12 protein-coding genes are annotated in these 14,266 nt (G+C 45.6%); all 12 read left to right on the top strand.

The window, feature by feature from the left end; genetic code table 11:
* The first annotated feature begins 395 nt into the window (after positions 1–395).
* Positions 396–1,043, top strand: a complete 648-nt coding sequence (locus HYR79_12290; protein MBI1822478.1) for a DUF502 domain-containing protein — start codon at positions 396–398, stop codon at positions 1,041–1,043.
* On the top strand, positions 1,040–2,437 hold the full coding sequence (gene glmU, locus HYR79_12285) for a bifunctional UDP-N-acetylglucosamine diphosphorylase/glucosamine-1-phosphate N-acetyltransferase GlmU (GenBank protein MBI1822477.1): 1,398 nt from the start codon (positions 1,040–1,042) through the stop codon (positions 2,435–2,437). Before HYR79_12290 ends, glmU begins: the two co-directional genes overlap by 4 nt.
* A gap of 4 nt (positions 2,438–2,441) precedes the next feature.
* Entirely contained in the window at positions 2,442–4,271 is a 1,830-nt protein-coding gene (gene glmS / locus HYR79_12280) for a glutamine--fructose-6-phosphate transaminase (isomerizing) (GenBank protein MBI1822476.1), read from the top strand.
* Positions 4,264–6,531 carry a UvrD-helicase domain-containing protein gene (locus tag HYR79_12275; protein ID MBI1822475.1) on the top strand — a complete coding sequence of 756 codons (2,268 nt, stop codon included), beginning with the start codon at positions 4,264–4,266 and terminating at the stop codon, positions 6,529–6,531. Before glmS ends, HYR79_12275 begins: the two co-directional genes overlap by 8 nt.
* A 50-nt stretch (positions 6,532–6,581) precedes the next feature.
* Positions 6,582–6,869 (top strand): Asp-tRNA(Asn)/Glu-tRNA(Gln) amidotransferase subunit GatC, encoded by a 288-nt coding sequence (gene gatC / locus HYR79_12270; GenBank protein ID MBI1822474.1) that lies wholly within the window; start codon positions 6,582–6,584, stop codon positions 6,867–6,869.
* Between the two features lie 136 nt (positions 6,870–7,005).
* Positions 7,006–7,356 carry an aspartate 1-decarboxylase gene (locus tag HYR79_12265; GenBank protein ID MBI1822473.1) on the top strand — a complete coding sequence of 117 codons (351 nt, stop codon included), beginning with the start codon at positions 7,006–7,008 and terminating at the stop codon, positions 7,354–7,356.
* Positions 7,357–7,464: 108 nt separating this feature from the next.
* The gene (gatA, locus tag HYR79_12260; GenBank protein MBI1822472.1) at positions 7,465–8,925 is read left to right on the top strand and encodes an Asp-tRNA(Asn)/Glu-tRNA(Gln) amidotransferase subunit GatA; all 1,461 of its coding nucleotides are present in this window, start codon (positions 7,465–7,467) and stop codon (positions 8,923–8,925) included.
* A 162-nt stretch (positions 8,926–9,087) separates the two neighbouring features.
* The gene (gene gatB, locus HYR79_12255) at positions 9,088–10,530 is read left to right on the top strand and encodes an Asp-tRNA(Asn)/Glu-tRNA(Gln) amidotransferase subunit GatB (protein MBI1822471.1); all 1,443 of its coding nucleotides are present in this window, start codon (positions 9,088–9,090) and stop codon (positions 10,528–10,530) included.
* Positions 10,530–10,979 carry a NapC/NirT family cytochrome c gene (locus HYR79_12250; GenBank protein MBI1822470.1) on the top strand — a complete coding sequence of 150 codons (450 nt, stop codon included), beginning with the start codon at positions 10,530–10,532 and terminating at the stop codon, positions 10,977–10,979. The genes gatB and HYR79_12250 overlap by 1 nt, the downstream gene beginning before the upstream one ends.
* A gap of 35 nt (positions 10,980–11,014) precedes the next feature.
* Entirely contained in the window at positions 11,015–12,295 is a 1,281-nt protein-coding gene (gene eno / locus HYR79_12245; protein ID MBI1822469.1) for a phosphopyruvate hydratase, read from the top strand.
* A complete protein-coding gene (locus tag HYR79_12240) occupies positions 12,292–12,636 on the top strand; it encodes a septum formation initiator family protein (protein MBI1822468.1) in 345 nt (114 codons plus the stop codon). The genes eno and HYR79_12240 overlap by 4 nt, the downstream gene beginning before the upstream one ends.
* 202 nt (positions 12,637–12,838) lie before the next feature.
* Positions 12,839–13,795 (top strand): hypothetical protein, encoded by a 957-nt coding sequence (locus HYR79_12235; protein MBI1822467.1) that lies wholly within the window; start codon positions 12,839–12,841, stop codon positions 13,793–13,795.
* Positions 13,796–14,266 lie beyond the last annotated feature (471 nt).

The following is a 14,266-nucleotide window of genomic DNA, read 5'->3' as shown; positions in this document are numbered from 1 at the left end:
GGCTTAAACAGTCGGGAATGAGATGGACCGTCAGAGGCGCCAACGCAATTATCGCCCTGCGTTGCTGCCAGATCAGTGGCCGGTGGGAGGAGTTTTGGGGAAATCGGGCGACGGGGTGAGAAGTTTACCCATAAATTTGTCTCACACCCCCTAAGAACAGAGATAGAAAGTTGTCATTGCGAGCGAAGCGAAGCAATCTTGCCATCGTGAACCGAGATCGCCACGCACCCTGTGGGCGCTCGCGATGACAGGCAAAACAAGGAGTTACAAATCCTATCTCATGGGCTAATTTTAATCGTTGTCAGATTTAAAATGCTTGCGCGGGTTTTAACAAATAGAGTATTATTTTTTTCAACTCCAATCTGTGTTTTATTTTTGAATATAGGGGAACTTCCTTGTCAAAGCTTGGTCCTATTTTGAGAAATTATTTCATTACCGGTCTTATTGTGATTACCCCCATGTGGGGAACGTACCTGATCCTGAGAACCTTATTTACCTCTTTAGACGGTGTTTTTGGAAGTTTTTTGCAAAGAAAGTTTAATTTTTATGTTCCCGGTTTCGGGATTATTTCCCTTCTCATTTTAATCTTTTTAACCGGACTCCTGGTCGCCAATATTTTTGGGCGAAAGTTAATTCAAGTTTGGGAGGATTTCCTCAATAAAGTTCCACTGGTCCGGAATGTTTATTCATTGGTTAAAGCGATTGTCGACACCTTTTCCAGCCAAAATAAGGAAAAATTAAGCCGGGTGGTTTTGGTGGAATTTCCCCGGAAAGGTTGCTATACGGTGGCGTTTACAACCGGCATTCCCAATGAGGAGATCCTCTCCATTGCCGGTGAGCGTTTGGTGAATGTTTATGTTCCCACAACCCCGAATCCGACAGGCGGTTATATGTTGTTGATTTCCGAAAAGGAGGTCAAACCTCTTTCGATGACGGTTGAAGAAGGAATGAAAATGGTGATCTCGACCGGCACCTATAATCCCCCTTCCAGAAAAGGGAAACCCGGGGGTCCTGAGGGCTCGGAGACGAGAAAACTCTTATGAAACCGATTGACGCCGTCATTCTGTCGGCCGGTTTGGGAACCCGGATGAAATCAAAGCGGATAAAGGTCCTTCATCCTATCGGAGGGCGTCCGATGATTCTCCATTTGCTTGACCGGATCAAACCTGTTTCCATCGAGCGAATCATTTTGGTCCTGGGGCGTCAGAACGAAAAAGTTAAAGAAGTCGTTATGAAGGACTTTCCAGAGGCGCAGTTTGTTTATCAAGAAAAACAGTTAGGGACGGGTCATGCCCTTGCGCAGGCTGAAAAACTTTTTGTTAATCAAGACAAGACCATTCTGGTCTTAAATGGGGACACCCCGTTTATTTCTCATGAGACCTTGCTCTCGCTGATTCGGAACCATCAGGAAAAAAGCGCCACGCTATCTTTATTAACGGCCGGGCTCGAACATCCCGAAGGATATGGCCGGATTATCAGGGATCGCCGGGGAAAGATTCAAAAAATTGTTGAAGAGAGGGACGCGACGCCTCTTCAGAGAAAAATCGCAGAAGTCAACACCGGAATTTATTTGATGAACTCCCGGTTTGCCTTTAAGGCGCTTAAGGAATTTTCTTCAAAAAACGTCCAGGATGAAATTTATCTTACCGATATTGTCGCTTCCGCCGTCAAAAACAAAAAGGCCGTGGAAACCGTTCATGTCGGTCAGCCTGAAGAGGTCATGGGGATTAATAATCGCGTGGACTTATCCAGCGCGGAAGCCCTCCTCCGAAAACGGGCCGCGGAAAAATGGATGAAAGCCGGAGTGACCTTGATCGACCCGCACCATACCTACATCGAAGAAGGAGTGATCATCGGGAAAGATACGGTAATTTATCCGGGTGTTTATATTAAAAAGGGGAGCAGGATAGGGGAGGAATGCACGCTTCATTCTAACGTCATTATTTCCAATTCCAGGATTCAAAACTCCGTCTTGATCAAGGAATTTTGTGTCATTACCGACAGCATTCTCGAGGAAGCCGTGGTGATCGGTCCTTTTGCCCATTTACGGCCCGGTTCCATTATCCGTAAAAAAGCGCACATCGGAAATTTTGTTGAAATTAAAAAAACCGAAATCGGAGAAGAATCAAAGGCCAATCATTTATCCTATCTGGGAGATTCGGTGATTGGCAAACGTGTCAATATAGGGGCGGGAACCATTACCTGTAATTATGACGGAGTCGGTAAGCATCAAACGGTGATTGGAGATGATGTTTTCGTGGGAAGTGACACGCAATTTATTGCGCCGGTCACGGTGGAAAGCGGAAGCGTCATTGGCGCGGGATCGACCATTGTCGAAAATATACCCAAAGAAAGCCTATCGCTTAGCCGGGCGCCTCAAATTATCAAAAAAGGCTGGGTTTCCCGGAAAAAAATAAAAATAAAAAAAGAGAGATAAATTAATGTGCGGGATTATCGGTTACGTGGGCCAGCAAGAAGCCGTTCCTGTTTTAATGGAGGGATTAAAAAGGCTCGAATACCGGGGGTATGATTCGGCAGGCGTGGCCTTTATCCATCATGGTCGGCTTGTGTTAAACCGCTCAGTCGGGAAATTAGCCAATTTAGAAGCTCTTCTTTCGAAAAAAGACACTGCCAGCCGCATTGGGATCGGCCATACCCGCTGGGCGACCCATGGACGTCCTTCTGAGGTGAATGCTCATCCCCATCGCGTGGGTCATACTGTTCTGGTTCATAATGGAATTATCGAAAACTTCCTCCAGTTAAAAAAGGAGCTGACTCAAAAAGGGTCCGTGATTAAATCGGAAACGGACACAGAAATTGTCGCTCATCTCATCGACCGGGAGACGCGGGGAGGTAAAAGTCTGGAAAATGCGGTTCAAAGTGTTCTTAAGGAAATCAAAGGCGCCTACGCTTTAGTGATTCTTTCCGAAGAATATCCCGATCAACTGATAGCGGTTCGGAATGGCTGTCCCCTGGTCATTGGAATGGGAAGAGGGGAGTATTTTGTCGCTTCAGATATTCCCGCCACACTCAGCCACACCCGGAATTACATTTTTTTGGACGACGGCGAGATGGCGGTCTTAACGTCCAAAGGGGTTGAAATTAAAGATTTTGAAGGGCATCGAAAAGTTAAAAATCCTGTCACCGTCGACTGGAGTCCTGTCATGGCTGAAAAAGGGGGTTATAAACATTTCATGCTAAAAGAAATTTTTGAACAGCCCCAGGCGATTGCAGATACCCTGAGAGGCCGTATTTCTCTTGCCGAACCCGCGGTTAATTTTCATGAAATCGGGCTATCCGAACCCTTTCTCAAAAATATTTCAAAAATACACATGGTGGCCTGTGGAACGTCATGGCATGCCGCGCTGGTGGGGAAGTTTCTTATTGAACAGCTTGCCAGGGTTCCGGTAGAGGTGGATATCGCTTCGGAATTCCGTTATCGTGATCCGATTTTATCCCCATCCGATCTGCTGATTGCGATCTCCCAATCCGGAGAAACCGCCGATACCCTTGCCGGGATGATGGAAGCCAAAAATAAAAAGATGAAGACCCTTGCGGTTTGTAATGTTGTCGGGAGTACCATGGCAAGGGAGGCGGACGGAGTGATTTATACCTATGCAGGGCCTGAAATCGGGGTTGCGTCGACCAAGGCCTTTACCACCCAGCTAACGGTCCTTTTTTTATTTGCATTGTCTTTGGGACAGCTTCGGGCCAGACTCACGCCTGACCAGGTTTCTGATTACCTGAGGGGCCTGGTCAATCTTCCTCGTATTATCGACGAGGTGTTAGCCAGGGAAAATGAAACCATTGAAATCAGCAAGACCTTTTTTAAATCCAGAGACTTTCTTTTCCTTGGACGGGGAATAAATTATCCGATCGCCCTGGAAGGGGCCCTGAAATTAAAAGAAATTTCTTATATTCATGCGGAAGGGTATCCTGCAGGCGAAATGAAGCATGGCCCCATTGCGCTTATCGATGAACACCTGCCCGTCGTGGTTTTAATTCCAAAGGATTCGGTTTATAGCAAGGTGTTTAACAGTATTATGGAAATCAAAGCGAGAAACGGGATTGTGATTGCGATTACCAATGCCCAGGATGATGAGCTTCTCGAAAAGGTAGACTACCTTTTAAGGGTTCCCGAGACCGATCCCCTGTTTAATCCAATTGTCATGAGTATCCCCCTTCAGCTCCTCGCCTATCATATCGCGGTTTTATGCGGAAGCGACGTCGATCAACCGAGAAACCTGGCCAAGAGCGTAACGGTTGAATAATCTGGATTTTCTTAAAGATTTAAACCCGCAGCAACTCGAAGCTGTCCGTCATCAAGAGGGTCCTCTTTTAATTCTCGCGGGCGCCGGGAGCGGAAAGACAAAAGTCATTACCAGCCGTTTTTCCTATTTTGTGAAGGCGTTAGGGATCTCCCCCGCGAATATTCTGTGTGTGACTTTCACCAACAAGGCGGCGGAGGAAATGAAAATCCGGGTACGTGAAATGACCGGCTTTGCGGACCCTCCCTGGGTACACACCTTTCACTCAGCGGCAGTTAAAATCCTCCGGTCCGAAATTGATCTTTTTGGTATCCCCCGGAATTTTATGATTTATGACAAGGGCGACCAGCTGGCCCTCCTCAGAGAATGTGTCCGGGAACTTAATTTTAACGAGGAACTTTACCCCGTTAAAACCATTGCCGCAAGAATCAGCGAATTAAAAAACCTGTTGATGACGCCTGAACAGTTTTCGGAAAAGGCCCAGAGTTTTGGCCTTCAAGAAAAAATTGCCCGGGTGTACCCTTTATACCGCGATAAGTTAAGGAAACAAAAAGCGCTTGATTTTGACGACCTTCTCATGGTTTTAATTCAGATTTTTAAAAAACATCCGGAGGTCTTGAAGCGGTACCAGAACCAGTTTTCATACATGATGGTGGATGAGTACCAGGACACCAATTTTGCCCAGTATCAACTCATTTCCCTTTTGTGCAAAGAGCACAGGAACATTTGCTGTGTGGGGGATGACGACCAGAGCATTTATGGCTTCAGGGGCGCGGATATTAAAAATATTTTACGCTTTGAAAACGACTATCATGATACCCGGGTCATTAAGCTGGAACAAAATTACCGATCGACAAAAACGATTTTAAATGCCGCGAATAAAGTGATTGAAAGAAATGATCAGAGGAAAGGAAAACAGCTCTGGACAAACAACCAGCGGGGAGAGGCGATTGAAGTCTGCCGGGTCGAAAGTGATGAAGGGGAGGCTGATTTAATCTCCCAGATGATTTTGGCGGGCGCCGAAAATAAAAGCGAGGCTTCTTTTCAAAGGTTTGCCATTTTATACCGAACGCACATTCAATCGAGAGCCCTGGAGGAGTCGTTTCAAAAACGCGGGGTCCCTTATGTGATCGTCGGAGGGACGCGTTTTTTTGAACGGAAAGAGATTAAAGATATTCTGGCTTATCTCCGGGTCATTGTGGACCCGGTTGATGAAGTGAATTTAAAAAGGATTATCAATGTTCCGGTAAGAGGCATTGGCGCCCAGACGATCGAAAAGGCGGTTCAATTTTCTGAAAAAAACGGCTGTAAGCTGTTTGATGGATTGGAAAAAATCCAGGGAACCGGCCTGTTAGGGGTGAGCGCCGAAAAGGCCGTGCGTTCCTTTACGACCCTGATTAATGAAATGGCTCAAAAAGCGGTCTCTACCAGCATCCTGGACCTGGTTCAGCTCATTCTCAGTCGTACCCACTACATCGAAGAGATCAAAAAAGAAAAAGCCGCTGAAAAAATAGAAAATATTTATGAGTTTTTCTCGTCAGTGACGGAATTCCAGGAAAAGAACAATTCTTCAGATTTACCCTCTTTTTTAGACCATGTGGCGCTTTTTTCGGATGTGGCCGATGAAAAAACGAGAGGAAGAGTCAGGCTGATGACGCTTCATAGCGCCAAAGGTCTTGAATTTCCTGTGGTATTTATGCCTGGTATGGAGGAGGGATTGTTTCCTCATAGCCGGGCTCTTGTGGATCATCTTGAAATGGAAGAAGAACGAAGGTTATGTTACGTCGGAATGACCCGTGCCAGAGAAAAACTTATCTTAACCAGCGCAAAAAACCGCCGAATGTACGGGTCAGTTCAATTTAATTCTCCATCGCGTTTTATTGAAGATATTCCGGTTGAATTTGTTCAGAAAAAAGAGTTAAATAGAGAAAAACCTCCCAAAACGCCGGTTTATCGAGAAAAAATTATTGAAAAAAGATTTCAACGTGGGTATTTACCTGGCGAGCAAGGCGAGCGAGAGGGGGAGGCTCCAGAAAAACCATATGTCCGTTGTGGGACATCTCCCAAAGCAAGCTCGGAGGGAGGGGGCGACGCGAGCCCCCATCATAGGCGTGTTAATCAGTCGGTCGTGCATCCCTTATGGGGGAGGGGGGTTATTCTTTCCAGCGATGGAGAGGGAGATGACCTCAGGATGACCATTCGTTTTGAGTCTTCCGGGACAAAAAAAATGGCTTTAAAATATGCGAATCTCAAATTTTTATAGAGGTTTATCAAGAGCCTGAAATTCTAAGTAGACGGCCAGGAAGGCAAGGTATGAAGATTACAAAAGAACAGGTCGGCCACGTCGCCAAACTGGCCAAATTAAGTATTTCAGATGAAGAAAAGGAGAAATTTTCCCTCCAACTGGAAAAAATCTTAATGTATGTCGACCAGTTAAATGAGCTGAAAACCGAGGGAATTGAACCCACTTCTCATGCTGGTGGTCTTGAAAATGTTTTTCGGGAAGATAAGGTTCAATCCTCTTTACCTGTTGAAATAGCCCTGCAAAACGCCCCTCAACAGGAAAAAGGGTTTTTTAAAGTTCCAAAAGTTATTGAATAAACGGTAAGGACCCCCTGAGTATAACGGATAAACGAGGCTCTGGCTTTACCAGGCCGAGCGAGGGGTTCGGGGGCATCAGAGGATTTCACGAAGTGAAACCGGATGGGCCCCTGAGTATTATGGAAAGGAAACAATCTTGTTAAGACCCATGCTCCGCAGCAAGATCCACCGTGCTGTCGTTACCCAATCTGAAATTGACTATGAGGGGAGTATCACGATTGATCAAAGTTTGGTCGATGCCGCCGGGATGCTCCCCTATGAACAGGTGATGATCTCTAATCTCAATAATGGAGAGCGCTTTGAGACTTATATTATTCCCGGACAACGAGGGTCGGGAACGGTCTGTTTAAATGGACCGACGGCCCGAAAAGGCATGGTGGGGGATAAAATTATCATTTTCTGCTACGAACTCTACAACGAAATAGAATTGAAGGGCCATAAACCCATTATCGTCAAAGTCGATGATAAAAACCAAATCGTCTCCTGATACACCAGCCATCGAGAGGAGATTGGGAGTTCTCTCCGGGACTTCCGGTGCCTTGATTTTGAAGGTGGATCAAAGGCCCGAAAAGCGAGAAAGCAACGACAAAAAACCATGAAACTTTATGCATTAACGATTCACCAGGCCCATCAGTTACTCCGAAAAAAAGAAATCACTTCCAGGGAGCTGGTTGAATCTGTTCTTTCACGAATCGATCAGGTTGAGCCTAAAATCGCCGCATTCAATCAGGTTCAAAAGGAATCTTCTTTAAAAGAAGGCGAAATGCTCGACCAGAAGATCAGCCGGGGAATGTTTAAATCGCCCCTGACGGGAATTCCCGTTGGTTTAAAAGATAATATCTGTTTTCAAGGGGTTCCAACGACCTGTTCTTCCAGAATACTTGAAAATTTTATTCCTCCGTATGATGCGGCGGTTGTCGAAAAACTAAAAGAAGCCGAGGCGGTATTTGTCGGGAAAACCAACATGGATGAATTTGCGATGGGGTCTTCTACCGAAAATTCCGCCTTTAAGAAAACCCGCAATCCCTGGGATTTAGATCGAATTCCAGGCGGTTCCAGCGGGGGATCAGCGGCGGCGGTAGCCGCAGACGAGTGTATGGGAGCGCTGGGATCGGATACGGGCGGATCGATCCGCCAACCCGCTGCCTGCTGTGGTGTAGTGGGTTTGAAGCCTACCTACGGGTTGGTCTCGCGATATGGGCTGGTGGCCTTCGCTTCTTCGCTTGATCAAATCGGTCCGATCGCCAAAGACGTAACAGATGCGGCCATTTTGTTAAATGAAATCAGCGGCCATGATTTGAGGGATTCCACCTCCTCCGCCAGACCGTCTGAAGATTACCTGGGGTCTCTTCACCCTGAGGTTAAAGGATTAAAAATCGGGATTCCAAAAGAGTATTTCATTAAGGGGATCGACCCGGAAATTGAAAAATCGGTAATGGGCGCGGTGAATAAATGGAAAGACCTTGGCGCCGAGGTTTATGAAATCACCCTTCCTCATACCGCTTATGCGGTCGCGACCTATTATATTCTGGCGACAGCCGAGGCCAGTTCCAATTTAGAGCGATATGACGGGGTGAAGTATGGCTTTCGGGCTTCAGACGGGAAAAATTTAAACGAAATGTACGAGAAGACCAGGGCCGAAGGGTTTGGACCGGAAGTTAAACGGAGAATCATGCTCGGCACCTATGCCCTAAGCTCAGGCTATTATGATGCCTATTATAAAAAGGCCCAACAGGTTCGAACCCTCTTTATTCAAGATTTTAAAGAGGCCTTTAAAAAGGTCGACGCCATTGTGACGCCCACAACACCCACTCCCGCGTTTAAAATTGGGGAAAAGGTCCATGACCCTCTTCAAATGTACCTGTCGGATATTTTCACCATTTCAGCCAATCTGGCCGGAATTCCGGCTCTTTCCCTTCCCTGCGGTTTTTCGAAGGAAGGTCTTCCTATCGGCGTGCAGATTATGGGACGTTATTTTGAAGAGTCGACTCTGCTAAACATGGCCTATGCGTTTGAACAGGCATCAGGAATTCATAATAAAAAACCGAACCTGTAAATTGGGAAAAGAAAAACTGAACATTGAGAACGGGTTAGAGGTCCCTTCCGGGATTTCCATCATCATAGTTTTTCAAGGTAGGTCACAAGCCGCAGCCTCGAGGGCGACGAAGGCGTACGTGGTCGGTACGTTGGAGGAGACCGACAGGCGAGAACGCTGCATATGACCCGTTATCAATGTATCAGGAGGGAATTTATGAAGTATGAAGCTGTCATTGGTTTAGAAGTCCACGCGCAAATGCTGACCCATTCGAAAATTTTTTGCGGGTGCAGCACCTCTTTTGGAAGCAAACCGAATTCACAAACCTGTCCTGTTTGTCTGGGAATGCCGGGCGTTCTCCCTGTTCTCAATAAAAAAGTGGTTGAATTTGCGATGAGAACCGCCCTTGCGACCCATTGTACGATTTCTCCCCTAAACCGTTTTGCGAGAAAAAATTATTTTTACCCGGACCTGCCCAAAGGGTATCAGATTTCGCAATATGAGCTGCCCCTTGCTGAACATGGGCACATTGATATTCAGGTCGACGGTGTGGAGAAAAGGATAAGGTTAACACGAATTCACCTGGAAGAAGACGCCGGGAAAAATCTTCACGAAGGGATTGAAGACGCCAGTTACATTGATCTCAACCGGACAGGGGTTCCCCTCATGGAAATTGTCAGCGAACCCGATATCCGGTCTTCCGAAGAGGCGGTCGCTTATTTAAAAAAACTAAGGAACATTCTGGTGTATCTTGAAGTTAACGATGGAAATCTCGAAGAGGGGAGTTTCAGGTGTGATGCCAATGTGTCGATTCGGCCGGTGGGACAGGAGAAATTCGGCACCCGAACCGAGCTGAAAAACATTAACTCATTCCGTTTTATTCAGAAGGCGATTGATTATGAAATTAAACGGCAGGAAATGGTTTTGGAAGAAGGGGGCAGGATTATTCAGGAAACCCGCCTCTGGGATACCCAGAAGGGAATAACGGTCTCAATGCGTTCGAAGGAATCGGCTCATGATTACCGCTATTTTCCGGAGCCGGATCTGGTTCCGGTTAAAATCCATTCCGATTGGGTTGAAGAGATTCAAAAGACGCTCCCTGAACTTCCGGACGCCAAAAAAGAGCGGTTTATTAAAGATTATCAGATCCCTCCTTATGACGCATCCGTTTTAACTCAGAATAAAAAAATTGCCTTTTATTTTGAGGAGTGCGCGTCCCTTTATCACCGGCCAAAAGCAATAAGCAACTGGATCATGGGCGACCTTCTTAATGAGGAGGAAATACCGATTTCACCCCGGCAGTTGACCGGTATGATTGAGCTCATTGATAAGGGGGTAATCAGTGGAAAAATCGCGAAAACGGTTTTTGAGGAGATGTTGAGAACAAAAAAGGATGCCCGAACCATCGTGGAGGAAAAGGGATTGCTTCAAGTCAGCGATGATGAGGCCATTCTTTCTTTTGTGGATCAGGTGTTAAACGCGAATCCCGAAAGCGTCGAACAATACAGGAGCGGCAAAGAAAGGCTATTGGGTTTTTTTGTGGGGCAGGTGATGAAAATTTCTTCCGGAAAAGCCAATCCAGGAAAGGTTAATGAACTATTGCTTAAGAGATTAAAAAATCCTTAATGGCGCGGCTCCTCATCGGTTTTATCGTCTTTTTCGGTTTACTGGCGGGGGTCGTCACCGGCGGGAGGGTTCTGGAAAATCATCCGTCATTTTGCAATTCCTGCCATGAAATGAACCGTCCACATGACGGTTGGATTTCTTCCGGGGCCAGTCATTCCCATTTGAGTTGTATGGATTGTCATTCAGGAGCGGGGGTGACCGGGGTGATTGAAGCGGAACTTCGCGGATTCGGTCAGTTGATCGAACATTTTGCCCTGAGTGAGAAGGAATTAAAGGGACCCTTTATCGCCAAAGTGCCTAAAGAGTTTTGTTTGAAATGTCATCGTTTACAATTATCCAGAACGGCTAAAGCCCATCGACCCTTCAAGATAGAAGGAAAAGAGTGCTCCCGGTGCCACAGGCATCAGGATGGGTGGGAGTTCGCAGGGGAAATCAGGAAGGATCTGTAGGCTTCTGGAAAAATATTCGGGAAAGGACTGTTATCATGAGTGATATTGTCTATGTGTTTGGCAGAGAAATTATTGATTCGCGCGGTAATCCGACGATTGAAGTTGAAGTGACGCTGGAAAGCGGCATGACGGGACGCGCTTCTGTTCCTTCCGGCGCCTCGACCGGAGAACGGGAAGCCGTGGAACTCCGCGATAAAAACAAAAACCGGTTTAGAGGAAAAGGTGTTTTGAAAGCAGTGATCAATATCAATGAGGTCATTGGTCCCGAACTCATCGGGATCGAAGCCAGGGATCAGACCTTTGTCGATGAATTGATGATTGAACTGGATGGCACCCATAACAAGAGCAAGCTGGGCGCGAACGCTATTCTGGGGGTATCTCTTGGCGTGGCCAAAGCAGCCGCAATGGAATCGGGCCTTCCTCTATACCGTTATATCGGCGGGGCAGGGGCGAGACTCATGCCGGTGCCGATGATGAATATCTTAAACGGCGGGGCGCATGCCGATAATAACCTCGACATTCAGGAGTTTATGATCATGCCGGTGGGGGCCGCTTCACTGGCTGAAGCGGTCCAGATGGGGGCAGAGGTATTTCATCAACTCAAGGAAATCTTAAAGAGAAAAGGTTTCTCCACGGGAATCGGAGACGAAGGAGGCTTCGCGCCGGATTTAAATTCCAATGCCGAAGCGATTGAGCTGATCATGGAGAGTATCGGTGAAGCCGGGTATAAGCCGGGAAAAGAGGTGGGGCTGGCTCTGGATGTTGCCGCCAGCGAATTGTTCCACCAGGGCAAATACAGAATGAAAGCGGAGAAAAAAGATAAGTCGATGGAGGAGATGGTCCGGTATTACGAAACGCTGGTTAATCAATATCCGATTCTTTCCATTGAAGACGGCCTGTCTGAAAAAGATTGGAAGGGGTGGAAATTCATGACCGAGCGCCTGGGGAAAAAAGTCCAGTTGGTGGGTGATGATATTTTTGTGACCAATCCGGAAATTTTTAAAAAGGGTATCGCCGGGGAGATCGGCAATGCGATTTTAATAAAACTCAATCAGATCGGCACCTTGACGGAAACGCTCGAAGCGATTGAAATGGCTAAAAAAGCAAGATATACGGCGATTGTTTCGCACCGGTCGGGAGAAACGGAAGACACGACCATTGCAGACCTGGTGGTGGCAACCAACGCGGGGCAGATCAAGACCGGCTCAATGTCCCGGACAGACCGTGTTGCCAAGTATAATCAGCTTTTAAGGATTGAAGAAGATTTAGGGGAATCGGCGCGTTTTGACGGAAAGGGGGTTTTTTATAACTTATGATTCCAAACCTGTCCCGGCAACAGATGGAGGCGGCCTGGAATAAGAAGAAAAAAATGATCTACCTGGGCACGGCGTTTGTTTTAGGATATCTGATTGTTTTGTTTCTTTTTGGCGAGGTTAACCTCCCGCATTATATTTCCATGAAAAATGCCTATAACCAGATGACAGATGAAATCGATCAATTGAAAAATGAGAATGCCCATCTAAGACAGCAAACCGATGCCCTCAGCTCAGACCCCCAGAAAATCGAAAGCCTGGCGAGAGAAGAGCTGGGTCTGGCAAAAAAAGGGGAAATTATTTATGAATTCCCCAAATCCGCTCCCTCTTCATCCAAACCATAAGTCCTCACCCCCCGCCCCCTAAGAACTGGACGTGGCGGCAGAAATCCATATTTAGGCCGGTTAGCAGGGCAGATTTATGTTTTTCACTCCCTTTCAATTTGTTAACACACGCGATAAAAATGTTTCTTGACAAGTTAAAGTAATATCTTTAAAACTGAGTGAAAGTAAAAATAGGTCTAAAAATACTATCGGAATTTTAGAAATGGTTAAAATATATATAATTATTGCCCTTATACTTTTACTTTTGACGGGAGCAAACAAATTAGTCATGGGTGACGGTTTCTTGAAAGCTCCTGCTAACATTTATTCAAATGAAGATTATGGTTTTTCGATAAATCTTCCAGATGAGTGGAAGGAATCTCGTGACCTTTCAAAAAACCAGACCGACCAAATTCGACATGAAGATAAATCAGGATTGGCTATTGTTTTCATGGCATCTGAGACGAAAGATCCCACGGAGTTAAGTTTATTAATAATGTTTCAAAGTAGAAATCAATCCAACCATTTCTCTTCTGAGGAAATTGAAAAGCGTCTCAGTGAATTAGTAGCTAGCCTGGCAGAACCTCCGAGAGATCAAGTCTTTGAGTCCAGGGTGTTAAAGATAGATAATCGATCGGCTGTTCAGGCAGAAGTTTGCACTACTTTCGACAATTCACGAAAATGTAATTTAATTGAGCATGTAACTGAAATTTTTCTTGACGGAAGCATTATTCGTATTCAATTTAGCATTTCAAAAACACTTTTTCCGAAATACGAAGAAAAGATTAAACAGAGTTTATCTTCCGTTCATTTGTCCCCGAAAAAAAGCTTTGAAATACCTGCCGACTGTCAGAAAACTGATATCCAAATAATTGATCATGAATGGAAGTCAAAAAGGATTCCAATAGATGATACAGGCAAACACCAAGACTTGGATCTTGTTTTCATAATGTGGGAGGTTACACTAAAAAACAAGAGTAACAAGACTTGTTTAGTAAAAGTTGGATATAAACTTTTTGATAAAAACGGAAATGAACTTTACTTTGATAATACAACTTCAGGTGAAAATATTGATCCAAACGGGAATAAGATCATTAAGGGCGGGTATTTGCACGATGTACAAAGCAAATTATTGCCAAAAATAGATTCAAGTCGGGTTGAATTAATTAGCGTGAAATAAAATCGTTTTGATTTTTTTGTATCAAAACGATTTGGGGGGTCCCATTTTATCCCATTACACGAAATTTAGATGGGCTGAACCCAAGGATGATTCTTAAAGCTTTGGTGCCTTTAACCCCGATGGAACCACGGCGACATTTTTTAAACCTACAAGTCCAAGCTATTTTGACCGACAACCAGGGGTTGAACCCTTTAATTTTCAGGGAAATAGTCCATGATTTACACATGTCCGGTTTGTGGGTTTCCAAATCTTAATGAACTTCCTCGAAGTGAATCAGGCGGGGGTTCTTACGAGATATGCCCTTCTTGTGATTTTGAGTTCGGGTATACAGACGATGATCAAGGCTATTCATATGAGCAATGGCGGAAAGTATGGATAAAAAAAGGGATGAAATGGAGGAATGAAGAAACTGGCATCGGCAATCCTCCTCCTGAGTGGGATCCCGTCAAGCAATTGGAAGGGATTGGAGTC

Source organism: Nitrospirota bacterium (assembly GCA_016178585.1).
In the GTDB taxonomy this organism is placed as follows: domain Bacteria; phylum Nitrospirota; class Nitrospiria; order JACQBW01; family JACQBW01; genus JACOTA01.
This window is presented reverse-complemented; position numbering and strand designations above follow the sequence as displayed.

Coding starts and splice junctions, on each gene's coding strand:
- gatC (MBI1822474.1), top strand. CDS start 6,582: ATGAAGATTACAAAAGAACAGGTCGGCCACGTCGCCAAACTGGCCAAA.
- glmU (MBI1822477.1), top strand. CDS start 1,040: ATGAAACCGATTGACGCCGTCATTCTGTCGGCCGGTTTGGGAACCCGG.
- glmS (MBI1822476.1), top strand. CDS start 2,442: ATGTGCGGGATTATCGGTTACGTGGGCCAGCAAGAAGCCGTTCCTGTT.
- eno (MBI1822469.1), top strand. CDS start 11,015: ATGAGTGATATTGTCTATGTGTTTGGCAGAGAAATTATTGATTCGCGC.
- HYR79_12235 (MBI1822467.1), top strand. CDS start 12,839: ATGGTTAAAATATATATAATTATTGCCCTTATACTTTTACTTTTGACG.
- gatB (MBI1822471.1), top strand. CDS start 9,088: ATGACCCGTTATCAATGTATCAGGAGGGAATTTATGAAGTATGAAGCT.
- gatA (MBI1822472.1), top strand. CDS start 7,465: ATGAAACTTTATGCATTAACGATTCACCAGGCCCATCAGTTACTCCGA.
- HYR79_12240 (MBI1822468.1), top strand. CDS start 12,292: ATGATTCCAAACCTGTCCCGGCAACAGATGGAGGCGGCCTGGAATAAG.
- HYR79_12250 (MBI1822470.1), top strand. CDS start 10,530: ATGGCGCGGCTCCTCATCGGTTTTATCGTCTTTTTCGGTTTACTGGCG.